This window comes from Planobispora longispora (assembly GCF_016863135.1).
GTDB lineage: Bacteria > Actinomycetota > Actinomycetes > Streptosporangiales > Streptosporangiaceae > Planobispora > Planobispora longispora.
Genome location: NZ_BOOH01000008.1, coordinates 82,145 through 106,912, shown reverse-complemented (window position 1 = coordinate 106,912; position 24,768 = coordinate 82,145). Strand labels below are relative to the sequence as shown.

Genomic DNA, 24,768 nt, shown 5'->3' with positions numbered 1-24,768 from the left:
CGGTCCCCCGGTCCGGGACCGAGGACGTGCCGGGCGGGTCGGCCGGGGCACGGGCGGCGGTGTGGGTACGGCCGTCGAGCTCGGCCGGCTTGCCCGGGTGTTCCTCCAGGGTGGCGGTGCGGGGCTGGGCGGCGGGGACGATGTGAACGTTCCTCGCGTCGTCCGGCATGTCGAGCACCCAGCCGGGCCTGATCAGATCGGCCATCCGCAGGCGGCTGCCGTCGGGCTGCTCCTTGTGCTGGTTGAGACGGTAGATCTCCGGATAGCGGCGGCCGTCGCCGAGGCACTTCTCGGCGATCTCCCACAGGCTCTCGTGGTGGCGCCCGTGCGGCGGCTGGACCACGTAGACCTTCTTGGCCTTCGCCACGGGGGCCAGCGGTTCCCGCTCGGCGGTGAGGGGAGGCGCGGCCAGCGCGGCGGAGACGGGCGCGGGCCGGGCGGGCGGGCCGGCCGGTTTCACGAACGGCACGGCCGCCGCCGACACCGTGAACAGCAGCAGGACCGCCGTGACCAGCCGGTTGGCCAGCGCCTGGGTGCCTCCGGAGAGGGGGACCCTCGCCGGCATGCCGACCCGGCGCAGTCCCGCGTAGAGCTCGACGAGCACGCAGACGACCAGCTGCAGCCAGGCCAGCCAGACCAGCAGGACCAGGATCGCGACGATCGTGCTGGTGCCGACCTCGCTGTTCAGCAGGTCGAGGTCGAGCAGTTCGGGCGGGAGCGGCGGTCCGGCCAGCCGGAGCAGCGCGTAGGGGACCCCGCCGACGAGCGCGACCAGCACGATCAGGGCGCCCAGCCCGGCGAACAGGTCGCCGGCGGTGCGCCTGGGCTTGATACGCGTGGGCTGTCGCGTCGGCTGTCGCGTCGGCATGCCTCTCCCCTCCTCATCCAGATTCGTCCTCGGTCACCCGCCGGGCCAGCGGTTCGTCACAATCGGTCTGGCCCCGCCCTCGTCCCCGGCCCCGCCCTCGTCCCCGGCCCCGTCACGGCACCGGAGCCTCTCCCGTGTCGGGGCCGGCCACGGCCGTCGCCTTCATCTCCGCCCCCGGGAAACCGAGGGCGGCGAGGAAGAACGCCTCCCAGCGGACGGAGACCGTGACCTCCACCTCCGCCTCGCCGGCCTCGCATCCCGCGAGGCCGACCTCTCCGCCCGTGTGACCGGAGACGATCTCTTCGGCCGCCCCGCACACGGCGTCGCTCTCCAGCAGCCGGGCCCGGCTGGTCTCGCGGAGATACTCGACGTCGATCTGGTCGGCGCCGGCCCGGGCCGCCTGCTCGGCGACGTCGGCCGCCCGCAGCCGGGCGTTGATCGCGGCCCCGCCGTCCACCAGCAGTCCCGCCAGCAGGAAGACCACCAGGGAGAAGAGCACCGTGAAGACCGACATCGACCCCCGCTCCGGCCCATCGTGACCACCGTCCTTCAGGACATGCCTTTCACCGCAGGTCAGGACATGCGTTCCACCGGTGTTGACGGCATGAGATCCACCGCTCCTCAGGGCATGACTTCCACCGGTGGTCGCTGCAGGCGTTCCGGCCGCCTTCGGGGCACTCGGGCATCGCATGTCAGTCGACCCTCCGGAACTGCTCCAGCGGGACCACCGAGTCCCCCCGGACGTCCTTGACCGCGCCGAAACCGAGGAAGCCCAGGTCCAGGGAGCAGCTCACCTCGGCTCTGACCTGACCTCCCTCCTCCCAGACGGTGCCGGACAGGTCGACCCGCGGCTCGCACTCGCCCGTCAGGGCCTCCTTCGCCGCGGCGGCCGCGGCGGTCTCGGCCTCGGATCGGGTGCGCTCGACCGACGCGGCCCGGGCCGCGTCTCTGGCCGCGCCGTTGACCTCGCCCTGGGCCTCCACCAACCGCCCCGCGCCGACCAGGAAGAGCAGGAAGAGCAGGAAGACCGGGGCGAGCAGCACCGTCTCCGCCGACAACGAGCCGCGCTCGCGGTGGCTCCGGGTCCTCGACCGGGTCCTCGACCGCGCCTTCAGGCGGTCCCGGATCCGCGGACCGGCTCGCGCCCGGCCGTACCGGTGGCTCATTCGCATCCCTCACTCCCGTCGTCGGGCCGGAAGCACTCCACGGGACCGCCGAAGCGCGCGGTGATGGTGAACGTGGTGGCCGGCAGGAGCGGGACGACCTGGACCGCTGTCGCGGTGACCTCGACTCCGCGCTGATCTCCCTCCTCCCACGCCGTGACGGTGGCCTCGTCGAGGAGTTTCGGGCCGACGGCCTCGATCACCTCGTCGGCCCGCGCCTCGGCGTCCTGCCGCCAGGACTCGCTGTCGATCCGGGCCAGCCGGGCTCCCTCGCGCGCCGCGGCGTCGGCCACCTGGCGCCCGTGGAACCACAGGGCGAACTGCACGATGAGCAGGACGACCACCAGCACCACCGGCATGATCATCGCCAGCTCGACGACGGTGGCGCCCCGCTCCCGGTCAGGGGTCTCCGCCACCGTCACCGCCTCCGTCCCCTCCGCCGCCCCCGCCGCCTCCGCCGAAGGTGTCGGAGATCTCGCCCTGCTTCTCCTGGACCAGCTGCCTGATGAGCGTGGCGAGGCCGAGGGCGACCGCGGCGATGATGGCGGTGATGATGACCCACTCGACGGCCGAGGCGCCGCGGGTGGGGGCGGTGCGGGCTCTGTCGATCCGCACGTTCAGCAGCGCGACCGCGTAGGCGATCCACGGATGGTTCAGCATGGTCAGGACCCCAACATCTTCATAGCGGCCGGGAAACTCAGAAAGATCATGAAGCCCGCGCAGAGCAGGAGCTGGGCGACGAGCATCGACTGGGACCGCTCTCCCGCCTGCCCCTCCACCTCGGCCAGCTCGCGCCGGCGCAGGGTCGCGGCGCGCGCGGTCAGGGAGGCGCGGACCTTGGCTCCGTCGTCGGCGACCAGGCCGAGCGCGGCCGACAGGTCGCGCAGCTCGTCCACGTCGATCTCGTCGCCGAGCTGGCCGAGCGCCTGCCAGGGGGTGATGCCGACGATCCTGGCGTTGGCGAGGGCGTCGCGGATGCGGGTCATCGCCCAGTTGGCGCCCTCGTCGTCGGGGCCGCCCGCCGCGCCGCCCGCCGTACTCGCGGTGCCCACGGAGACCGCCATCATCAGCGACTCGGGCACGCCGCGCCCGCCGGCCAGGTTCATCGCCACCAGGTCGAGGAAGGCCCCGACGACGTGCCGGAAGTCGCGCCGCATCCGGGCGGCGTCCCGCCTGATCTGCAGGTTGGGCAGGAAGAAGAAGACGGTGGCGAAGGTGATCGCCGCCCACAGCGGGATCGTCAGGGAGACGCCCCATCCCATCAGCGCCAGCCAGCCGGCCAGCAGCGGGAAGGCCAACAGCCCGGAGACGGCCAGCAGCACCTTGGTCGCCAGATATCCCTCCAGCGACTTGCCGAGCAGCGCCAGGTCCGCCCTGGCCGAGCGGATCTCCCACCGCCGGGCCGCGTAGAAACGGGCCATCCGCTCGCCCAGCCCGCGCCGGAAGGGACTGACCTCCTCATCGGGCAGGAGGAGCTGCATCCGCGGGACACCGGCGCCCTCCCGCGCCGCGTCCAGGGCCAGCAGCCGTGTCACCAGGCCCGGCCGGGCCGGGAACAGCGCCCGCACCAGGAGGAAGAGCCCGAGACCGGCCACCCCTCCCGCCAGCAGAGCCTCAACCATCACGCGTCCTCCCTTCGAACGGACGGCCCCAGCAGGCGGGCGGGCTTGTCGAACCGGGCCAGGCGGCGCATCCAGGCGAACCCGGCGCCGAAGAACGCGGCGACCACCACGAGGACCGCCTGGCCGAGGGCGTCGTCGTACTCGGCCACGTAATCGGGGTTGAAGACGACCAGGAACGCCGCGAAGGCGACGGCCGCGCCGACCACGATCTGCACGCTGCGCCGGGTGGAGCGGCGCTCGGCCTCGACGCGGCGGCGCATGTCGAGCTCCTCCCGGGCCGATACGGCGAGCGCGCCGAGCACGTCGCGCAGGCCGGGGCCGCGCAGCCGGGAGTTGAGGATCAGTGCGGCGACGACCAGGTCGGCCGAGGGGTCGTCGAGCTCGTCGGCGAACAGGCGCAGCGCGTCGGGCAGCGGCATGCGGGTGTGCAGGCGGTCCACGAGCGCGCGCAGGTGCGGGCGGAGCATGGGGGACGCGGCGCGGATGGACACCGGGATCGCCTGCTCCAGACCGGCGGCTCCGGCGATGGTGTCCCGCAGCGACTCGGTCCAGGCCGCCAGGCCCTCCAGCCGCCGCATCGCCGCGCGCTCCTCGGCCGCGCCGCCGGACAGGCCGCGCCACCCCAGGGCGAGCAGCACGGCCCCGGCCGCCATGACCGGCCAGCCGGTCACCGCGAGCACGACCACGCCGGCGATCGCGCCCGCCCCGGAGCGGGTGGACAGGGCCCGGATCAGCTCGCGCCGCCCGGCCTTCTTCCCGGGACCGGCCGGGCGCGGGCGGGTGCCGTACAGGGCGAGACCGAGCAGGAACAGACCGCCGCCGATCGCCGCCCCGGCCAGGAGCACCAGCGGGTCGAGGAGTTCCGGGGGGAGCGGGATCACATCCACCCCCCGGGGTCGTAGCCGTGCTGGGCGAGCTCCTCCAGGCAGGACAGGGGCGCGTGCGGCAGGAGGCGGCCGTCCGGGGAGAGGGCGAAGACCTCCGAGGAGAGCACCCGGCCGTCGACCCCGGACACCTCGCGCACGCTCGACACGAAGCGGCGCAGCGTGCCGCCCCTGGCGTAGTCGTTGCGCTTCTCGATGAAGACCACGAAGTCGATCGCGCCCGCGATCAGCATGTGGGTCGCCTCGACCGGCAGCCGTTCGGAGGCCTGGAGCGCGTAGGTGGCGATCCGGTTGAAGACCTCCATCGAGGAGTTGGCGTGGATCGTGGACAACGAGCCGTCGTTGCCCTGGGTCATCGCGTTGAGCATGGTGACGATCTCGTCGCCGAGGACCTCGCCCACGATCACCCGGGACGGGTTCATCCGCAGGGAGCGGCGGACCAGCTCGGCCATGGAGATCTCGCCCTGCCCCTCGGAGTTGGGCAGGCGCTGCTCGAAGGCCACCGCGTTGGGGTGGAGCTCGGGGAACTGGTCGAGGCCGAGCTCCAGGGCGCGCTCGACGGTGATCAACCGCTCCGACGGCGGGATCTCGTTGGCGAGCGCGCGCAGCAGGGTCGTCTTCCCCGCGTTGGTGGACCCGGCGATCATGATGTTCTTCCGGGCGCCCACGGCGGCCGACAGGAAGCGGCCCAGCTCCGCGCTGAGCGTGCCGTTGCCCACCAGGTCGCTGAGGAAGACCTTGCCCAGCCGGGCGCGGCGGATGGAGACGGCCGGGCGGACCGTGACGTCCATGACCGCCGAGAGCCGGGAGCCGTCCGGCAGGCGCAGGTCGAGCTGGGGGTTGGCGGTGTCGAAGGGCCTGCTGGACAGACCGCTGTAGGCGGCGAGGATCTGGATCAGCTCGACCAGCTCGTCGTCGGATTCGGCGACCGGCTCGCCCATGACCTCCTGGCCGTCGGCGTAGCTGACGAAGACCCGGTCGCAGCCGTTGATGTCGATGTTCTCGACCTCGGGGTCGTCGAGCAGCGGCTGCAGGCGGCCCACGCCGAACAGCGCCGCGTGGATCCCGGCGGCGAGCGCCTCCTCTTCCTCCGCGGTGGGCGGGGTACGGCCGACGCCGATCTCGCCGCGGGCGAACTCCTCCAGCACCTGCGCGATCAGGGCCCGGGCGAACTGGCGCTCGTCCTCTCCCGTCATCGGCGTCAGGCCGCCGGCCTGGTCCAGGCGGCGCTGGTGCGCCAGCCGGTCGCCGACCTCCTGCCGGAACCGCTTCACCAACCCGTGGTCGATGCTCACCCGACCCCCTTCGCCGGCCGCGTCCGCGATGCCGCCGCGCCCATGGCCCGCTCGCCGCGCTCGTTCACACGGCTGGCCCGCTCGCTGCGCCCGTTCACACGGCCTCCCTGCGGCCGGGGGCCGTCTTGCGGCCGGGACCGCCGTGGGAGGCCAGACGGCCGGGGCCGACGTGGGACGCCAGACGGCCGGCGAGTTCACGGGCGGTGCGGATCAGCAGCGAGCGGTCCAGACGCCCGCCCCACTGCCCGCGCAGCAGTTCCGCGCCCTTCGGGTCGTGCGCGAGCCCGCCCACGAAGACGACGTCCTTGCCGGTGCCCCCCACGATCCGGCGGACCTCGTCGATCGTGGCGCGGTACTGCCGGGGGTCGGAGATGACCACCACCCCGACCTGCGTGCCCCGCGGGATGACCTGGAGGCGCTCGCGCAGGTGGGCGACGTGGTCCAGGCTCGCCCTGGTGAACAGGACCGTCAGCGCCGCCTCGGTGATCAGATCGCCCAGCTCGGGGTGGCCTCCCAGGCGCCCGCAGTCGGCCAGCACGTCGGCGTGGGGCAGCGTGGCCAGCGCCCGGCCGAGCGGCCCCCAGAGCCAGGTCAGCCCGGCGGCCTGCTCACCGTGGGTGAGGCCGGCCAGCACGTCCAGCCCGCCGACGATCTTCTGGGTGTGCTCGTGGATCAGGGCGTGGCTCAGCCCGTGCCGGGCCGTCGCTCCGAGGGTGAGCAGTCCCCTCCCGGGGTTGAGGACTCCCCCGTCGGCCGCGGGGAGCCGGTAGGCGAGGTCTCCGCCCGCCGGGTCGCACTCCGCCAGCAGCACCGGGCGCGGCCAGATCGCGCCGAGCGCCGTGGCCGCCGTGGTCACGCCGGGCGCGCCCTTGTCGGCGGCCAGCACGATGAGCGCCACTTCAGCGCTCTCCCGGCAGACCCGCCACGGCGATCTCGCCGTTGGAGGCGTAGGCGGCGATCGTCGGCGCGACCGCGCTGTCCACGATCACCGTGACCCGGCCGGAAGCGCCGGACGATCCGGTGCGGCTCTCACCGATCCGGTGGACCAGCGCGCTCTGCGCCAGGACCCGGCCCTGCTCGGCGGCGCCCTTGCCGGGCACGTGGATGACCTGGACGCGGTCGCCCTCCCGCAGGCCCCCGGGCAGCTGGCCCGGTTTGAGCGACAGGCCCACCTGCGCCTTGCCCGGGCCCAGTTCCTCGCTGAAGGAGACGACCATGTCCCTGATCAGCAGGGTGCCGGGCAGCAGGGTGACGAGGGCGTGGTTGTTCCCCTCCGCGATGCGCTCGCGGTGGGCGAAGGACACGTAACCGATCCCCGTGTCGGCGATCTGCACCTCGCGCATCGCCTCCAGGGGGATCCGCTGGCCGGCGCCGATCTTCTGGGTGATCTCGATCGCGGAGACCCGGTCGCCGCTGCGCATGACCAGCAGGGTGGTGGCCAGCGCGCCGCCCAGGATGAGCAGGACGGCCAGCGCGGCGAGCGCGGGCCTGCGCTCGCGGGGCGAGACGGGGAGCTTGCGTGACGCCGGCCCCGACAGGGTGCCCGCCGGACTTGGACGCTCGGCATTCACCGGAGCGCGGCCCGTTGACTTCTCACTGGTCCTCATGGGCGGGGGAACTCCCTGAGTGATCATATCTTCGGGAATTACGGACGAATTTACGCCATTATGTGCACCCCGCCGATCGATTGTCGGGGAAAAGCGAGGATCAATGCTCGTTCGATAGGGACACGTCTGTCAACGACGATCCACCGAAACCTTACGGTTCCCAGTCATGACACACAACTCATCCGCGTGATAGGGACATGAATAAATCTGCGCATCATGTGTCACATCACTTTCATCCCCGATTTGGAATTCCCCCTCCAGCCCCCGGACTCTCTCCGCTCCCTTCACCATCACGCCGCACACCTGTGCGCCTCTTTTCACCCTGAACCTGTTCAAAATGTGTCATCCTTGGCCCATGGCCAAGTGGTTCAGGCGCCGCGCATCGAGTCCGGGACGCGTACGGGGTCCGGGACGCGTACGTCTCCTCTTGAGGAGAACCGTCGAGCGCCTGCGCCGCAGAGGAGTCGAGCGGCTCGCGGCCGCTCCCGCCACCGAGAAGGTGGTCGACGGCCTGCACCGGGCGGCGGCCGGGCTGGTGGAGGTCACCTCCGAGGTGAACGCCTACGCGGGGCTGCTGGAGGAGAAGACCGGTGAACTGCGGTCCAAGACGCGCACGCTGAAGGACACCCCGGATTCCGGGTGAGTTTTCCACAGGCATGTCCGGAGAATCCACAGGTGCCCTGAACGTCCGGAAACTACGCGCCTCCGCCGAACCAGGCGGGGGAACCGCCGGGTTTCCCCGGCGAGCGGGGCGCCGAGTTCGCCCGGTGGCGCGACCGTCTCCTTCGTCGTGCTTCCTCCTGCTCAGCGACGGCATCGGCCGGGGCGTGGTCGCCGTCCGCCCCGGCCGTTCCCCCCGGAGGGGGCGGGAAGCCGTTCTCGTCGGGGAGTGGAGGAAGCACACGAATCACGACACATGGGCCGGTGTACGGCGTGCCGGCCGTGGCGGACGGTTATCCACAGGCGATCAGGTTTTCCACAGGACCGTCCGAGGTGGCCCCGGGCCATCCGGTTTATCGCGAACATCTCTTCGGGACCGTTCCCAGTCGTTAGGTTGGAGCGGGGGCGCCTGACCCGAGGAGAGCGCGATGCGGATCATGCTCACCGTGCTCAGCGAGCACGCCGACCGCGATGTCGTGGTCGAGGGCGACGAGACGACCACGGTGGCGCGGCTCGCGGAGGCCCTCACCGGGCAGGCCGAGCGGCCGACCAACGTGGTGCGGCTGACGCGCAGCAAGGCCCCCTACGGCATGGGCGACGGCGCCGAGGCCCCCTCCCTCTGGCTGGACGGCCGCGAGCTCCCCCCCGACGCCCCGCTGCTCGGGCTCCTGCGCGACGGTGACCTGGTCACCCTGGACCGCCGCCTGGCCGCCTCGACGCTCGCCGAGGAGCCCGGCGGCATCGTGGAGATCCGGGTGATCGGCGGTCCCGGCGCCGGGTCGGTGCACCGCCTCGGGCTCGGCGTCCACACCGTCGGCTCCGACCCCGCCTGCGCGGTGTCCGTGCGCGACCCTTCCCTGCCCGGCGAGGCCGCCGTCGTGCGGCTCACGCCCGACGCCATCACCGTCGAGCCCGGGGCCGACGTCGCCCCGGACGGCTCCGCCGGGGAGCGGGCGGCGCGGCCGGGCAGGCGCGGAGGCCGGGGCGGAGGCCGGGGCGGCGGAACCGAGGGCGGGGGCGGCCGCGCGGGAGGAGGCGCGGACGGCACCGGCGACACGGCAGGAGGCGCCGCCGCGGGTGAGACCGGCGGCGTACGGCGCGCGGCAACGACGCCCGAGCTGGACGGCGAGCCGCTGGACGGAGTCCTCGACTGGCCCGAGCACGCCCTGTTGATCTGCGGGTCCTCGGTCTTGACGCTGAAGGCCGTGGAGCCGCCGGACGCGCACCTGGACGCCCAGCCCGACGGCGGCCTCGCCTACAACCGGCCGCCCCGGCTCCGGCCGCCGGAGAGCCCGCGGCGCTTCGCGGTCCCCGCCGAGCCGAGACGCGCCGAGCCCATGCGGCTGCACCTGCTGGCCGCCCTCCTTCCCGCCCTGGTGGGCCTGACCCTGGCGTGGGTCCTCAACACGTGGTACTTCCTGCTGTTCGCCCTGATGAGCCCGATGATCATGTTCGGCCAGTGGTGGAGCGACCGGCGGCACGGCCGCAAGCGGTACCGCCTGCAGATGAAGGAGTACCGCGAACGCATGGCGGCCTTCGATGCCACCATGGAGCGGGCCCGCGCCGCCGACGAGATCGCGCGCCGCGCCGCCGCGCCCGACCCCGCCGAGGTGCTGCTCACCGCGACCGGTCCCCGGCGGCGGCTCTGGGAACGGCGCGACCACGACCCCGACGCGCTCCGCCTCCGGGTCGGGCTCGCCGACCTCCCCGCCGACCTCGAGCTCGTCCCGGAACGGGGCGCCCCGACGGACGCCCCGCTGCCCGACCCCCCGACCTGCCGGGCGGTGCCGGTGACCCTGGCCGTGCGGCAGCTCGGCGTGGTGGGCCTGACCGGGCCCCGCGACGACGTCGCGGGCCTGGCCCGCTGGCTGGTCGGCCAGGCCGCCGCCCTGCACAGCCCGCGTGATCTGGCGATCGTGGTGCTGTCGGCGCGCGGTGACGGCGGCGCGCGGTGGAACTGGGCCCGCTGGCTGCCGCACTGCGCCCCGCACGGCGGCGAAGACTGCGTGGCGCTGGTCGGCGCCGATCCGGAGGCCGCCGCCCGCCGGGTCGGCGAGCTGGCCGCCCTGATCGAGGAGCGCCTCGGCGAGAGCGGATCCCCCCTCAAGGCGGGCCGCGTCCCGTCGGGCTGGGGCGACCTCGGGTCGGGGGCGACGGGCGGCCGGGGCGGGCCGGGCCGTTCCGGAGACTTCGCCCCCGCCTACGACGAGCGCCCCTACGACGTTCTGGTGGTCCTCGACGGCGCCCAGGTCCTGCGGGCGCTGCCCGGCATGCCGCAGGTGCTGCGCCAGGGTCCCCGCGCGGGCGTCCACACCCTGGCGATCGACGACGACCAGCGGTTGCTGCCCGAAGAGTGCGCCACCGTCGTCCAGGCCGTCCCGGACGGCGGGCTGCGGCTGCGCGGCGGCGGGCTGGACGGCCTCGGGGAGATCCTGGCCGACCGCGTCCCGGAGTCCTGGTGCGACCGGCTCGCCCGGTCCCTGGCCCCGATCCGCGACGTCAGCCGCGACGATCCCGGCCTGGCCCTGCCCGGATCCACGCGACTGCTGGACCTGCTGGCGCTGCCCGCGGTCTCGGGCGCCGTCCTCGCCTCGCGGTGGGGCCGGTCCACCGAGGCCCTGATCGGGGTCGGGCCGGACGGCCCCTTCTCCGTCGATCTGCGGGCCGACGGCCCGCACGCCCTCATCGCGGGCACCACCGGCGCGGGCAAGTCCGAACTGCTGCAGACGCTGATCTGCTCCCTCGCGGTGGCCAACCGTCCCGATGAGATGACCTTCGTGCTGATCGACTACAAGGGCGGGGCCGCGTTCAAGGAGTGCGTGCGGCTCCCGCACACGGTCGGCATGGTCAGCGATCTGGACGGCCACCTGACCCAGCGGGCGCTGGCCTCGCTGGCCGCCGAGATCCGGCGCCGCGAGCGGCTGCTGCTGGCGGCCGGGGCCAAGGACATCGAGGACTACCACCGGCTGCGGGACGCCCAGACGGCCCGCGCGTCCCGGGACCTGCTCGTCGCGGGCGGCTCCTCGCCGGTCACGCCGCTGCGCGGGCGGGGCGACCCGCTGGAGCCGCTGCCCCGGCTGGTGCTGGTGATCGACGAGTTCGCGGCGATGGTCAGCGAGCTGCCCGACTTCATGACCGGCCTGGTGGACATCGCCCGCCGGGGCCGTTCCCTGGGCATCCACCTGATCCTGGCCACCCAGCGGCCCGCCGGCGTCGTGACGCCCGACATCCAGGCCAACACCTCCCTGCGGATCGCGCTCCGGGTGACCGACTCGACGGAGTCGGCCGACGTCATCGGGCGGCCGGACGCCGCCCACATCCCCAAGTCCACCCCCGGCCGCTGCTACGTGAAGTCGGGGGCGGGCGCGGCGACGGCCGTGCAGACCGCGCGGATCGGCGGGCGGAGCCCGAACGGGCCGCCGGGCGGGCAACGGGGCGGGCAGGGCGCGACCAGGGCACGGGTGACCGAGGTCGGCTGGCAGGCCCTGGGGCACCCCGCGCCCGCGCCGGACACCGGGGCGGCCGACGGCTCGCCCGTCACCGATCTCTCCCTGGTCGTCGACGCGCTGGCCGACGCCGCCCGCGCGGCAGGCGTCCCCGAGCAGCCGAGCCCCTGGCTCGAACCGCTCACCGACCTCGTGGTCGCCCCCGGGCTGCCGGGCCTGCCGTCCGGGACCCCGCCCACCGGAGCGGCCGTTCCGACCACCGCGCCCCCGCACCGGCCAGGCGCGTCCTCTCCCGACGGCGACGGCGACGGCGACGGCACAGCACCGTACCGGACGGGCATGTCCTTCCCCGGCGGCGACGGCGCGGCGCCGTACCGGGCGGGGCACGAGGAGGTGCCGCCGCTGGCGTTCGGGGTGACCGACCTGCCGTGGGCGCAGGACCGGCGGGCACTGACGCTGGACCTGGCGCACGGAGGGCACCTGCTCCTGGCGGGGACCGCGCGCAGCGGGCGGTCCACGGCGCTGCGCACGCTGGCGGGCGCGATCGCGGCGGGCGCCTCCCCTCAGGACGTGCACCTGCACGCGATCGACTGCGGGTCGGGGGCCCTCCTGCCGCTGGTGACCATGGCGCACTGCGGCGCCGTCGTGACGCGCGACCAGCTCGACCGGGTGGAGCGCCTGCTGGCCCGGCTCAGGGCCGAGGTGGGGCGGCGCCAGCAGCTGCTGGCGGAGGCCGGATACGCGTCCCTGACCGAGCTGCGCGCCTCCCGGGGCGAGCCGCGGCTGCCCTGGCTCGTGCTCATGCTGGACCGCTGGGAGGGGTTCGTCTCGGCGTTCGAGGGCTACGACTACGGGCGGCTGATCGATTCGATGCTGCAGCTGCTGCGGGAGGGGCCGGCGGTCGGGCTCCGCGCCGTCGTGACCGGCGACCGGTCCACCTTGATCGGGCAGATCTCCACGATCTTCGACGACCGGCTGATCCTGCGCATGGCCGACCCCTCCGAGTACGGCCTGGCCGGCCTTCCCGCCAGGGACCTGCCCACCGTCCTCGTCCCCGGGCGGGCGCTCTCCATGGGAGAGCACGGCCTGACCGAGAGCCAGATCGGACTGCTCGACGAAGATCCCTCGGGACCGGCCCAGGTCGCCATGCTCCAATCCCTGGCCCGTACGGTGCCCGCCCGGTTCCCGGGAACCGCGGCGGGCGACGGCCCGGCCGGACAGCACGGGGAGGACCTCCGGGCGGCGAACGGGGAGACCGTCGGCGCAAGCCGCCCCGGGAAATCCGCCGCGACCGGACGCCCCCCGGAATCCGCGGCCGGACGCGCCTCAGAACCCGGCGAGACCGGACGTTCGCGTGGATCCGCCGGGGAGGTCGTCGGGTGGATCTGGGCGGGGGAGCCTCCGCTGCGCGTGGACGCGCTGCCGATGCGGATCACCACTGCCCAGGCCGCGGACCTGATCCCGGCCTTCGAGCCGCCGTCACCGCTGTGGGCGCTGTTCGGCGCCGGAGGGGACGCGCTGGCCCCGCTCGGCGTCGACCTCCTCGCCCAGGGGCCCGGCGCGGTCGTCGCGGGCCCGCCTCGCTCGGGCCGCTCCTCGGCCCTGCTGACGGCCACCCGCTCCCTGCTCTCCCGCGGCACCCCGGTGGTCCTGGTCGCCCCCCGGCGCAGCCCGCTGAGCACCCTGGTCGACGAACCCGGCGTGCTGGCGGTGCTCGACGCGAACGGCGACCTGAACGAGGCGGTGGCCGGCCAGGAACGCTACGTGGTGATCGTCGACGACGCCGAGCTGATCCCCGCCGACTCCCCGCTCGGCACGGCTCTGGAGCGGACGCTGCGGACCGGGCGCGACGGCGAGCACGGACTCATCATCGGCGGCGCCACCGGTGACCTGACCAGCGCCTACCGGGGGTTCGTCGCCGAGGCCCGCAAGTCCCGCACCGGCCTGCTGCTGGCGGTGCAGAATCCCAGCGACGGCGACCTGCTCGCCGTACGGCTCCCGCGCGGCGCGGTCGGCGGCCCTCCCGGTCGCGGCCTCCTGGTCACCCTGGGCACGATCACCCCGATCCAGACGGCCCTGCCCGGGTGAACGCGTCACCGTCCGCGAACACTCACCACCCGGGTGAACGTGTCGTATGCCGCACCGCCCGGGTGAACGCATCGCCACCCGCCCGAACGCGTCGCCGCCCGGATAAACGCGTCCGGCGGACCCGCGCTGGGGATGTCTCCCCGGGCCGCGGGTCCGCCGGACGCGTGCAGGAACGGCGAGGTTCAGCGGGTGGCGGCGTCGATGTCGTTGCGGGAGCCTCTGATGGCCTCCGAAGCCTCCCTGAGCGCGTCGACCATCCTCTCGAAGGCCGGCCGGCTCCCCTCCCAGGCGTCCCTGAACTGGTTGGCCCGGGGACCCGTCCAGGATGTGCCGATCTTGCTCACCTCGGCGTTCAGTGCGGCGATCGTGCTCCGCACCTGTTCGGACTGGGTGCCGAACTGCTTGGCCATCTGGTCCATTTCATTCAGATCGCCACCGTACAGGGTCATGGCCATCTCCCTTTGAGTCGGCGCCGGTTACGCCAAAGGACCAAATAATAAAGCGTAGATCAATCTGTTATCAATGCTATGCCTATCCACTATGGCTGCCATCGGCTAACGTGACATTCAATATGGATCGGCCCCAATTGGCTATATCGGCCCATTCTCATCGGAGGACCGAGAACAGTGCGGGAAATCGTGGTGACGGGCGGGGGGACCGGGATCGGCCACGCCGTCGCGGCGGCGTTCGCCGCCCAGGGTGACCGGGTCACCATCACGGGGCGGCGGGAGCACGTGCTCAAAGAGGCCGCCGACCGGCTGGGCGGCCCCGACCGGGTGAATTACGTGACGTTCAACGCGGCCAACCCGGTCGCCGTGGGCGAATCGCTGCACAGGCTGCCCGCCCGGGTGGACGTGCTGGTCAACAATGCGGGCGGCAACACCAACCTGGACCGCGCGCCCGCCGAGGACGACCTCATGGACGTGGCCGAGAGCTGGTGGGCCAACCTCAACGCCAACCTGATGTCGGCCGTTCTCGTCACCACCGCGCTGATCCCCCGGCTCGCCGACCACGCCAGGGTCGTCACCATCGGCTCGATCGCCGCCAGGGGCACGGGCTCGGGCTCGTACGGCGCGGCCAAGGCCGCCGTGGAGGCGTGGACCGCCGATCTGGCCGCCGAACTGGGCCCGCGCGGGATCACCGTCAACGTGGTCTCCCCCGGCCTGATCGTGGACACCGAGTTCTTCCGGGGCCGTCTCACCGAGGAGGGCATACGGCGCCGGGTGGAGGGCACCAGGAACGGGCGCGCCGGGACGCCCGAGGACGTGGCGGAGACGGTGAGGTTCGTCGCCTCCCCCGGGGCGCGGCACATCACCGGGCAGATCATCCATGTCAACGGCGGCGCCTACCTCGGCAGGTGACCCCCTCGAACGCCGCCCACCCGGCGGACCGCCTCACCCGGAACGCCGCCACCCCGACGGACGGCCTCCCCGGGAACGCCGCCACCCCGGCGGACGGCCTCACCCGGGAGATCGCCCGTTCCGGCGGGCGGTCCCGCTCGCAGGCGGGCGGCGCCGTCGGGAAGGTCGCCGTTCTGGAAGATAACTCCACTCCGGAGAGCGTCCATTCTGGTAGACGCCCTCGTCCCCGCGGTGGTCCGCCGCCTGCGGACGGACCCCGTCCGCACGGTGTCCGTCTCGATAGGCGAGACCCCCGCGAGAACAAGGGATCAGGAGACGCTTACACTCCGTGGGAGGCCCGCCAGCCCCCTGTTCGCCGTATGAAGGGATCGACGTCGGTGCAGAAGGTCCTGATCGCCAACCGTGGTGAGATCGCCGTGCGAATCGCCCGCGCATGCAAGGACGCCGGGCTGGCCAGCGTAGCCGTCTACTCCGAACAGGACCTGGACGCCCTCCATGTCCGCGTCGCCGACGAGGCTCACGCCCTGGGCGGGCAGAGCCCCGCCGAGACCTACCTCGACATCGCCAAGCTGCTCCGGGTCGCCGCCGGGACCGGGGCCGACGCGGTCCACCCGGGTTACGGCTTCCTCGCCGAGAACGCCGACTTCGCCCAGGCCGTGATCGACGCGGGCCTGATCTGGATCGGCCCGCCGCCCTCCGCCATCATCGCGCTCGGCGACAAGGTCCAGGCCCGGCACATCGCCCAGAAGGTCGGCGCACCGCTGGTCGCCGGCACCAAGGACCCCGTCTCGGGCGCGGAGGAGGTCGTCGCCTTCGCCGCCGGGAACGGCCTGCCCATCGCCATCAAGGCGGCGTACGGCGGCGGCGGGCGCGGCCTCAAGGTCGCCCGCACCATGGAGGAGATCCCCGACCTGTACGAGTCGGCCGTCCGCGAGGCCGTCACCGCCTTCGGCCGGGGCGAGTGCTTCGTCGAGCGTTACCTCGACCGGCCCCGGCACGTGGAGACCCAGTGCCTGGCCGACGCCCACGGCAACGTGGTCGTGGTCTCCACCCGGGACTGCTCGCTCCAGCGCCGCCACCAGAAGCTGGTGGAGGAGGCTCCGGCGCCGTTCCTGTCCGAGGCCCAGCTGGAGCTGCTCTACAGCAGCTCCAAGGCGATCCTCAAGGAGGCCGGCTACGTCGGCGCGGGCACGTGCGAGTTCCTCGTCGGCCAGGACGGCACGATCTCCTTCCTGGAGGTCAACACCCGGCTGCAGGTCGAGCACCCGGTCACCGAGGAGGTCGCCGGGATCGACCTGGTCCGCGAGATGTTCCGGATCGCCTCCGGGGAGGAGCTCGGCTACGGCGACCCAGAGCTGCGCGGTCACTCCATCGAGTTCCGGATCAACGCCGAGGACGCCGGGCGCGGCTTCCTGCCCGCCCCCGGGACCATCACGCGCATGTCCACGCCCTCGGGGCCGGGCGTGCGGCTGGACTCCGGGTACGAGAGCGGCATGACCGTGCCGCAGTCGTTCGACTCGCTGGTGGCCAAGCTGATCGTGACCGGCGCCTCCCGGCGGCAGGCGCTCGAGCGCTCCCGGCGGGCGCTGGCCGAGTTCGAGATCGAGGGCATGCCGACGGTCATCCCCTTCCACCGGGTGATCGTCGAGGACCCCGCCTTCGCCCCGGCCACCGACGGCGAGCCGTTCTCCGTGCACACCCGGTGGATCGAGACCGAGTTCGACAACACCATCGAGCCGTACGCCGGGGAGGCCGGCGCCGACGAGCCCTCCGAGCGCGAGCGGATCACGGTCGAGGTGGGCGGCAAGCGGCTGGAGGTCGTGCTGCCGGCCGGTCTCGGCACGTCGGGCGCGGGCCGTCCCGCGGCGGCCGCGGCTCCCCGGCGGCGCGGCGGCGGAGCGGCGAAGAAGGCCGCGGCCAGCGGGGACGCCCTGGTCAGCCCGATGCAGGGCACGATCGTGAAGGTCGTCGCCGGCGACGGGGACACCGTCGCGGCCGGGGACACCATCGTCGTGCTGGAGGCGATGAAGATGGAGCAGCCGCTGGCCGCCCACAAGGCCGGGACGGTCACCGGGCTGACGGCGGCCGTCGGCCAGACCGTCACCGCCGGGGCCACGATCTGCGACATCAAGGACGCCTGACGGACCCCGCTGCCGAACCCGGCAGGCTGCGCCGCCGAGCCTGACGGACCCCGCTGCCGAACCCGGCAGGCTGTGCCGCCGAGCCTGACGATCCGCGGCGTCGAGGACGCCTGCGGATCGAGGACACCCGGGGGCCGGTGTCCCGGCGTGTGCTCCGGCGTGTGCTCCGCGCTGCCTCTCGGGCGGCGGTCCGCCCGGATGCGGGACCCCCTGCCCGTGGGGGCTGGGGAGGAAGTCAACGGGTGCACACCGTGCGCAGGCGTGCGCTGTGCCGTACGCACCGTGACAAGAGACGGCCATTCCGAATGGATGGATGTTTCCGGGTACGTTCCGCCCCAATGGTCAAGCTCAGCACCAAACCTGGGGGTGAAGGGGATACGGTCGGGTAAGAGGGAACTCCGATGTCCGCTCATTCGTCCTAACCGGACGAAGGAGGCTGTCTGCCGTGACCACCACACAAACCATGCCAGGTCGTCTCGGTGCCGCGATCGCCGCGCTGATCGCCGGGGTGCTGGCTGTTCTCCTGACCGCTCCTGCCCTGCCTGCTCACGCCGCGGCTCCACCCGATCCGGGGACGATCGCGTCGCAGCTGGAGAGCGGAGGCCGCTTCTACCACGATCCAGCCCTCAGTGTGCCCAGGGATTCGCTGGACGCCATGCGCGCTGCGGTCCAGCAGGCATCCAACGTCGATGTCGCGTTGCTGCCGAAAGGCTCGATCACGAGCGACGCCGAGGCAAGCAACTTCCTGAGAGGCCTGAACAAGGAGATCTCCGGCAAGGAGGTCGTCGTGGTCGTCACTCCGCGGGCTGACGATCAGCTCAAGCTGCTCTACAACACCGACATCCCCGGCCTGAACCTGGACCGGGTCTTCCAGCAGGCCCGGAACGAGACCGGCGGCGGCAATATGACCGAGGGCGTCGTCACCTTCGTCCGGCTGGCCGACGCCGCCGTCGACAACCCCGGCGGTGCGGCGGCGCCGAACTCCGAGAGCTCCGGCTCCTCCGGCGGCGGGGGTGTCGGCGTGCTGATCGGCATCCTGGTGCTGGCCCTGGCCGGCGGCGCCGGCGTCTTCTTCTACTCCCGCAAGAAGAAGAAGGACCGCCAGGCCCGCGAGGCCGCCGAGCTGGCCGCGGTCAAGCAGACCGTGGACGAGGACGTCACCAAGTTCGGCGAGGAGATCACCGCGCTGGACATGGACGTCAAGATGATGGCCGACGGCGGCGACCACGAGCAGGACTGGGCCCGCGCCCTCGACGCCTACGAGCGGGCCAAGGCGGAGCTCGACGCGGTCAAGCGCCCCGACGACCTCCGGGGCGTGACCACCGCGCTGGAGGAGGGCCGTTACGCCCTGGCCTGCGTGAAGGCGCGCGTCAACCACGAGCCGCTGCCCGAGCGCCGCTCGCCGTGCTTCTTCAACCCCCAGCACGGGCCCTCGGCGCGCGACGTGCGCTGGGCCCCGCCCGGCGGCGCGGTGCGCGACGTCCCGGCCTGCGCGGCCGACGCCGAGGCCGTCGAGAAGGGCTTCGAGCCGCAGACGCGCCAGGTCATGGTCAACGGCGGCTACCGTCCCTACTACGAGGCGGGCCCCGCCTACCAGCCCTACGCCTACGGCTACTACGGCGGCTTCGGCGACGTCATGACCGGCATGCTCGTCGGAACCATGCTCGGCGGCATGATGGGCGGCTGGGGCATGGGCGGCTACGGCATGGGCTACGGAGCCGGTTACCAGGAGGGCGTGTCCGACGCCGGCGGTGACGCGGGCATGGGCGGCGGAGACTTCGGCGGCGGCTGGGGCGACTTCGGCGGCGGAGACTTCGGCGGAGGGGACTTCGGCGGGGGCGACTGGTAGCCGCGCGATCCGCATCGTCACGAGATACGACGGGGCCGTACGGATTCCATCAGCCGGAATCCGTACGGCCCCGGACTTCTCCCGGGCGGCGGTCGGGCGGAACCGGAGCCGGAGCCGGCGCCGTCCCGGACGGTCAGGCGGGGCCGGAGCGGGTGCTGTCGCGGACGGTCAGGCGGGGCCGGAGCGGGTGCTGTCGCGGACGGTCAGCCGGGGCTCCAGGAGAGTCCCCCCGGGTACGGCGCGGCCTTCCAGCTTGTCCATCAGCAGCCGCACCGCCTCGCGGCCGACGTCCTCGGCCGGGACGAGCACGGAGGTGAGCGGCGGGCTGGAGCGTTCCGCGATGTCGTCCGGGCAGATCGCGACCACCGCCACATCCTCCGGGACCCGCCTGCCGTGCAGGCGCAGCGCCCCGAGCACGTGGTTGACCGCCGTCTCGTTGTGCACCACCAGCGCGGTCAGATCCGGGTGGGACTCCAGCAGCCCGCCCACGGCCGCCGCCACCTCCTCGAACGTCTCCTCGCAGGGCAGCGCGATCCCGGACAGGCCGTACCGGTCCACGGCCTCGGTGAAGCCCTCCCAGGTGCGGCGGGCGAAACCGGTGCCGCGCTCGTAGACCACCGAGGGCGCGCCGAGCAGCGCCAGCTTCCGGTGCCCGAGTCCGGCCAGGTGCTCCACGCAGAGCGCGCCCGCCCGGGTGAAGTCGAGGTCCACGCAGGTCAGGCCGGAGGGGTCGGCGGGGAACCCGATGAGCACGCTCGGCTCGGCCAGCTCGCGCAGGAGGTCCACCCTGCCGTCGTGGAGTTCCACGTCCATGAGCACCAGCCCGTCCACCAGTGCGCTGGCCGCGGCCCGGCGGATCCCGTCGGTGCCCTCGTCCGCGGTGAGCAGCAGCACGTCGTGGTCGTACCGGCGGGCGGCGGTCACCACCGAGGTGGCGAACTGCATCAGCACCGGCACGTGCATCCCGGCGCGGAGCGGCAGCACCAGCGCGATCACGTTCGCCCGCCTGCTGGCCAGCGCCCTGGCCCCGGCGTTGGGGTGGTAGCCCAGCGTCCGCACGCTGTCGAGCACCCGGCGGCGGGTGTCGGCGGAGATCGCCCGCTTCCCGCTGAGCACGTACGACACCGTGCTCACCGCGACCCCCGCGTGCCGGGCGACCTCGGCGATCGTCACGGCCCGCCCGCTCACGCACCCTCCACGGGCTCGAAGGCGAGGTGGGAGACGGTTATCCCGGCGTTCTCGAACACCAGATAAAGATCGTGGACGCCGTGGGCCTCCGCAAGCACGGCGCGGACACGGCCGAGGTCGTACCGGCCCGCGCGGGGGACGGGGAAGGTCGCGGCGGCCCGGCCGTACAGCGGGTCGTCCAGCCGGAGGGTGAGCACCCCGCCTTCGGTGCTGGTGGCTTCGACCGCGCACGCCGCGGCCCCGGCCCCGGTCTCCGGCCCGAGATCGACCTCGCGGAACAGGATCCACGCCCCGTCCACGGCGGACCGCACGGCGTCGCCGGAGAGCCTGGCGGCGTCCACCAGCGTCACCCCGTCGTACTCGTCGTGGTTGACCGCCGGGATCGGGCCGGTGAGGGCGTCACGCGGCGGGATGCGCTCGCCGGCGACGTGGAACGGCGCGCACAGGCGGATGTCGCGGGCGGAACGGCCGACCATGACCTTGTGCGGGGCGTCCTCGACCACGAACCGGTCCCGGGTCACGTCCCAGAAGGCCAGCTCGCGCAGGTCGACGGTCCAGGTGACCGTCTCGCTCTCCCCGGGCTCCAGCCGTACCTTGGCGAAATCGCGCAGGCGGCGCAGCGGCTGCTTGACGCGGGACCGCTGCTGGTGGGTGTAGAGCTGGACGACCTCCACGCCGGGCCGGGAACCGGTGTTGGTCACGGTGGCCGTGACGGTGACCGTCCCGCCCGTCCCGGAACCGTCCGCCCCGGGACCGCCGGCCCCGTCCGCTCCCGTCCCGGAACCGCCGTCGTCCACCGTGACGGTCAGCCCGGAGTAGTCGAAGGTCGTGTAGGACAGGCCGTGGCCGAAGGGGTACAGCGGGGCGCCCCGGTAGTACTGGTAGGTGGCGTCGGCGGCGATGATGTCGTAGTCGAGCAGGTCGGGCAGCTCGCACGCCGAGCGGTACCAGGTCTGGGTGAGCCGCCCCTCGGGATCGGCGTCGCCGAAGAGCACGTCGGCCAGCGCGTGGCCGTACTCCTGGCCGCCGTGCGAGGACCACAGCACCGCGGACAGTCCCTCGGCCGTCCAGGCCATCGGGTAGCCGCTGCTGATCACCATGACGGTCCGGGGATTGGCCGCCCGCACGGCCCTGACCACCGCCTCCTGCGCCGGGGGCAGCGCGATGTCGAGCCGGTCCTCGGTCTCGCGCCCGTTGACCAGCGGGTGGTCCCCCACCACGACGATCGCCACGTCCGCGGTCGCCGCCAGGGCCGCGGCGTTCTCCGCGCCGCTCGCGACCACCTCCATGCCGAGCCAGGCCGCCCCGTCGGCGTCGTCCACCAGCCGGAAGACCCCGTCGCCCGCCCCGCCGCCCGTCCCGGCAGCCTGCGCGACGTAGCGGCCGGTGGAGATGTGCCGGAGCGCGACCGTGCCGCGCGGCCGGTCCTCCAGCCGGAACGTCTGGCGCACCTCCCATCCGTTCGGGCCCGGCTGGTCGTTGACCAGCACGCCGTCCTCGTCGATCGACAGGTAGCGGCCGGTCGCCACCGCGCGCAGCGCGTAGGACCCGCCGCCCCAGTCGAACAGGTCGAACAGGTCCGGCTCCGCGCCGATCCCGAGCGGCCCCCCGCCGGGGTCCGCGACGACGTACCCGTTCTCCTGGCCGTTCTCCAGGGACAGCGAGATCCGGTCCACGGCCTCGCAGAACACGGTCTCGCACCGCTCGGCGATCCCGGAGCGGGCGGTGACGGCGTACGGCAGCGTGCCTGAGTACCAGTCCTCCATGAGGGTGTCGCCCAGCTGGCCGATGACCGCCACCCGCCGCACATCGGAGAGCGGGAGGACGCCGTCGTTCTCCAGGAGCACGATCGAGCGGCGGGCGGCCTCGCGGGCCAGCTCCTGGTGCTCGGGGCAGTTGACGACCGCCTCGCTGACGTCGTCGTACGGCGTGGCGGGGTCGAACTCGCCGAGCCGGAACCGGATGGAGAGCGCGTGCCGCACCGCCGCGTCCACGTCCGCCTCCGTCAGCAGGCCGCGCTCCAGCGCCCGGCGGATGTGCCCGAGCGTCGCCTCGGTGCGGTCGTCGTCCTGGGTGAAGCTGTCGAGCCCGGCCTTGATCGCGTGGGCGTACGCCTCGGCGGGGTCGTCGTAGTAGGCCTGCAGGCCGGTGAAGTTGCCGGGGGCGTAGGCGTCGCTGACCACGAGGATGTCGTCGGGGGCCCAGGCCCGGAGCACGTCGTCGATCAGCGGGCTGAGGTGCGCCGGGCGGCCGTTGACCAGGTTGTAGGAGGGCATCACGGCCACCGCCGCGCCCTTCTCCAGGGCGGGCCGGTAGGCGGGCAACTCGTACTCGTGCAGCACCCGGGGCGGCAGGTTGCTGGAGGTGACGCAGCGGTCGGTCTCGTTGTTGTAGCCGAGGAAGTGCTTGAGGGTCGGGGCGGTCTTCATGACGGTGGGATCGCTCCCACGAAGGCCGTGGGCGTACGCCGTGGCCATGACGCCGGTCAGCCACGGGTCCTCGGAGTAGCCCTCCTCGTTCCGGCCCCAGCGCGGGTCGCGCAGCGGGTTGACCACCGGGGCCCACACGTTCCGGCCGGCCCCCGACGGATCCTTGCGGTGGAAGGCCAGGACCTCGTCACCCGTCGCCTCCCCCACCCGCCGGACCAGCTCGGGGTCCCACGTGCTCGCCAGCCCGACCGCCTGCGGGAAGACCGTCGCCGGGCCGAGCCAGGCCAGGCCGTGCAGGGCCTCGGTGCCGGTGCGGAACGCCTCCACGCCCAGCCGCTCGACCGGAGCCTGGTACTGGTGGAGCAGCCCGACCTTCTCCTCCGGCGTCAGCCTGCCCAGCAGGTCGGCGATGCGGTCGGCGAGCGGGAGCTGCGGGTCGCGGAACGGTTCGTTCATGGGGGGACCATCCCTCTGGATGAGCGTTGAGTGAGCGTCGAAGCGCTTCGACAACGGGCGAGAGAACGCGCCTCTGTCGAAGCGCTTCGATAGTCGGTCCAGAAAAACTCCGCCCGTTACGCGCAGGTTTCAAGCGGAGTTTCCTGAAGGGTGCCCGGATGTGAGATCCGGGTCAAGGGGTGCGGGGAAAATCGCGGATCATTCTTCGGTTCCGCGCCCTCCGCGGAGGTCCCGACGGAGCCGGGACGTCAGAACGCGGGGCAGGCGGGGCCGGGGCGTCAGGACGCGGGGCAGCCGGGGCCGGGGTCTCAGGAGACGCGGGGCAGGCGGCCCGAGTCGACCGAGTCGAGCACCCGCGCCGCGCCGCCCAGGGCCGCCGCGTCGTATCCCAGGCCGGAGGCCACGACATGGCAGCCCCCGGAGTCCGGCGCGATGGTGCGCCCCTGCATCTCCCCGGCGACCGCGGGCAGCAACCACGGCGCCAGCGGCACGTAGTAGCCGCCGAGGATGACCACCTCGGGGTTGAGCAGGTTCGCGATCACGGACACGCCCTTGCCCAGGTAGCGGCCGACGCCGGCGAGCAGGTCCAGGGTGCGGCCGTCGCCGGAGCGGGCCAGCCGTACCACCTCCTCCAGCTCGATCTCGACCTCGGCCGGGGAGAGCGCCGAGTGCTGGAGCACCGCCCCGATCCCGGCGACGGCCTCCAGGCAGCCGAGCCGCCCGCAGCGGCACTCGGCGCCGAGCGGGTCGAGCTGGATGTGGCCGATCTCGCCGCTGTACCCCCCGGCGCCCCGGCGCAGCCGCCCGTCCAGGATGACCCCGGCGCCGACCCCGATCTCCCCGGTGAGGTAGACCAGGTTGGCCGTGCCGGCCTGGGCGCCGAAGCGGTGCTCGGCCAGGGCCGCGAGGTTGGCGTCGTTGTCGATCTGGACGGGGAAACCCGGGTCGCGCAGCGCCTTGGCGAGGTCGCCGGACAGGTCCACGTCGCGCCAGCCGAGGTTGGGCGCGATGAGCACGGTGCCGTCCGTGCCGACCAGGCCGGGCACGCCCACGGTCAGCCCGAGGACCTGGCGCTCCTCCTTGGCCATCCGGCCCGTCACGCGGCGCACGAGCGCCGCGACCGTGGCGACGGCCTGGTTGACCGTGCTGGTCGCGCCGGAGAAGGAGCGCCGCCAGGACAGCAGCCGTTCCCCCGACAGATCCACCGCGACCGCGGTGACGTAGTCGACGTTGACCTCCACCCCGATCGCGGCGTACGGCGAGCCGTCGAGCACCAGCATCGTGGCCGGACGGCCGACGCGGTTCTCGGTCAGCCCGGTCTCGCGCACCAGCCGCCGGTCGATAAGGTCGGCGACCAAGCTCGACACAGTCGCCTTGTTGAGCCCGGTGGAGGCCGCGATGTCCGCACGGGAACACGGTGCGTGCTCCCGCACGAACCTCAGCACCACGGCGAGGTTGGTGGCCCGGACGTCGGCGAAGTCGGCCGGCTGCGGGTTCGTGGTAGATGTGATCAAGGTCAGTCCCGTCCTGATCGGCCCAGGTGATGTCCGTGGACGCCCCCGGCTGGCCCCATCATGCCCCACCCACCCCGGTAACCGCGATCGACGGACCCTTGTGGCGGGCGGCACCCTCGACTAATTTGTTTGGTCGAAAGACGAACTAACTCTATCGCGAGCCGTCCTCAATCGACACCCCCGATCCGAGACCTACG

The 24,768-nt window shown here is 73.2% G+C and carries 19 protein-coding genes; 5 read left to right on the top strand and 14 right to left on the bottom strand.

The genetic code is table 11. The annotated features are described in order from the left end of the window. The 10 genes from Plo01_RS04135 to Plo01_RS04090 all read right to left on the bottom strand — a co-directional run. A partial coding sequence (locus Plo01_RS04135; protein WP_373871666.1) for a LysM peptidoglycan-binding domain-containing protein occupies positions 1–868 on the bottom strand: 868 nt, incomplete at its 3' end. Between the two features lie 112 nt (positions 869–980). Continuing rightward, positions 981–1,382 (bottom strand): pilus assembly protein TadG-related protein, encoded by a 402-nt coding sequence (locus Plo01_RS04130; protein ID WP_203889129.1) that lies wholly within the window; start codon positions 1,380–1,382, stop codon positions 981–983. A 178-nt stretch (positions 1,383–1,560) separates the two neighbouring features. Then, positions 1,561–2,040 (bottom strand): TadE/TadG family type IV pilus assembly protein, encoded by a 480-nt coding sequence (locus Plo01_RS04125; protein ID WP_203889128.1) that lies wholly within the window; start codon positions 2,038–2,040, stop codon positions 1,561–1,563. Beyond that, on the bottom strand, positions 2,031–2,447 hold the full coding sequence (locus tag Plo01_RS04120) for a TadE/TadG family type IV pilus assembly protein (RefSeq protein ID WP_203889127.1): 417 nt from the start codon (positions 2,445–2,447) through the stop codon (positions 2,031–2,033). The genes Plo01_RS04125 and Plo01_RS04120 overlap by 10 nt, the downstream gene beginning before the upstream one ends. Then, positions 2,431–2,691 carry a hypothetical protein gene (locus tag Plo01_RS04115; protein WP_203889126.1) on the bottom strand — a complete coding sequence of 87 codons (261 nt, stop codon included), beginning with the start codon at positions 2,689–2,691 and terminating at the stop codon, positions 2,431–2,433. Before Plo01_RS04115 ends, Plo01_RS04120 begins: the two co-directional genes overlap by 17 nt. 2 nt (positions 2,692–2,693) lie before the next feature. Then, a complete protein-coding gene (locus Plo01_RS04110) occupies positions 2,694–3,653 on the bottom strand; it encodes a type II secretion system protein (protein WP_203889125.1) in 960 nt (319 codons plus the stop codon). After that, positions 3,653–4,534 (bottom strand): type II secretion system F family protein, encoded by an 882-nt coding sequence (locus Plo01_RS04105; RefSeq protein ID WP_203889124.1) that lies wholly within the window; start codon positions 4,532–4,534, stop codon positions 3,653–3,655. Before Plo01_RS04105 ends, Plo01_RS04110 begins: the two co-directional genes overlap by 1 nt. Continuing rightward, the gene (locus Plo01_RS04100; protein WP_239315865.1) at positions 4,531–5,832 is read right to left on the bottom strand and encodes a TadA family conjugal transfer-associated ATPase; all 1,302 of its coding nucleotides are present in this window, start codon (positions 5,830–5,832) and stop codon (positions 4,531–4,533) included. The genes Plo01_RS04105 and Plo01_RS04100 overlap by 4 nt, the downstream gene beginning before the upstream one ends. A 94-nt stretch (positions 5,833–5,926) precedes the next feature. After that, the gene (locus Plo01_RS04095) at positions 5,927–6,730 is read right to left on the bottom strand and encodes a CpaE/TadZ family protein (protein ID WP_239315864.1); all 804 of its coding nucleotides are present in this window, start codon (positions 6,728–6,730) and stop codon (positions 5,927–5,929) included. Between the two features lies 1 nt (position 6,731). Further along, complete coding sequence (locus Plo01_RS04090; RefSeq protein ID WP_239315863.1) at positions 6,732–7,439, bottom strand: hypothetical protein; 708 nt, start codon at positions 7,437–7,439, stop codon at positions 6,732–6,734. A gap of 427 nt (positions 7,440–7,866) precedes the next feature. Here Plo01_RS04090 and Plo01_RS04085 point away from each other — a divergent pair, with 427 nt between their 5' ends. Next, positions 7,867–8,082, top strand: coding sequence for a hypothetical protein (locus Plo01_RS04085; RefSeq protein ID WP_203889122.1), 216 nt, complete (start codon positions 7,867–7,869; stop codon positions 8,080–8,082). 445 nt (positions 8,083–8,527) lie between these two features. Further along, positions 8,528–13,633: an FtsK/SpoIIIE domain-containing protein gene (locus Plo01_RS04080; RefSeq protein ID WP_203889121.1), complete on the top strand. Its 5,106-nt coding sequence runs from the start codon at positions 8,528–8,530 to the stop codon at positions 13,631–13,633. Positions 13,634–13,815: 182 nt separating this feature from the next. Here the strand turns inward: Plo01_RS04080 and Plo01_RS04075 are convergent, their stop codons facing one another. Next, positions 13,816–14,082, bottom strand: coding sequence for a WXG100 family type VII secretion target (locus Plo01_RS04075; protein ID WP_239315862.1), 267 nt, complete (start codon positions 14,080–14,082; stop codon positions 13,816–13,818). 177 nt (positions 14,083–14,259) lie between these two features. On the opposite strand from Plo01_RS04075, the gene Plo01_RS04070 reads away from it, so the two are divergent. The 3 genes from Plo01_RS04070 to Plo01_RS04060 all read left to right on the top strand — a co-directional run bounded on the left by Plo01_RS04070 (position 14,260) and on the right by Plo01_RS04060 (position 18,984). Further along, complete coding sequence (locus tag Plo01_RS04070; RefSeq protein WP_203889119.1) at positions 14,260–14,994, top strand: SDR family NAD(P)-dependent oxidoreductase; 735 nt, start codon at positions 14,260–14,262, stop codon at positions 14,992–14,994. Positions 14,995–15,371: 377 nt separating this feature from the next. Continuing rightward, positions 15,372–17,135 (top strand): acetyl/propionyl/methylcrotonyl-CoA carboxylase subunit alpha, encoded by a 1,764-nt coding sequence (locus Plo01_RS04065; protein WP_203889135.1) that lies wholly within the window; start codon positions 15,372–15,374, stop codon positions 17,133–17,135. A 445-nt stretch (positions 17,136–17,580) separates the two neighbouring features. Beyond that, positions 17,581–18,984 carry a hypothetical protein gene (locus Plo01_RS04060; RefSeq protein ID WP_203889118.1) on the top strand — a complete coding sequence of 468 codons (1,404 nt, stop codon included), beginning with the start codon at positions 17,581–17,583 and terminating at the stop codon, positions 18,982–18,984. Between the two features lie 168 nt (positions 18,985–19,152). Here Plo01_RS04060 and Plo01_RS04055 read toward each other — a convergent pair whose 3' ends face one another. The 3 genes from Plo01_RS04055 to Plo01_RS04045 all read right to left on the bottom strand — a co-directional run bounded on the left by Plo01_RS04055 (position 19,153) and on the right by Plo01_RS04045 (position 24,571). Next, on the bottom strand, positions 19,153–20,172 hold the full coding sequence (locus Plo01_RS04055) for a LacI family DNA-binding transcriptional regulator (RefSeq protein ID WP_203889117.1): 1,020 nt from the start codon (positions 20,170–20,172) through the stop codon (positions 19,153–19,155). Continuing rightward, entirely contained in the window at positions 20,169–23,057 is a 2,889-nt protein-coding gene (locus Plo01_RS04050; protein WP_203889116.1) for a glycoside hydrolase family 3 protein, read from the bottom strand. The genes Plo01_RS04055 and Plo01_RS04050 overlap by 4 nt, the downstream gene beginning before the upstream one ends. 308 nt (positions 23,058–23,365) lie before the next feature. Further along, positions 23,366–24,571 (bottom strand): ROK family transcriptional regulator, encoded by a 1,206-nt coding sequence (locus tag Plo01_RS04045; RefSeq protein WP_203889115.1) that lies wholly within the window; start codon positions 24,569–24,571, stop codon positions 23,366–23,368. Between the last annotated feature and the right edge of the window lie 197 nt (positions 24,572–24,768).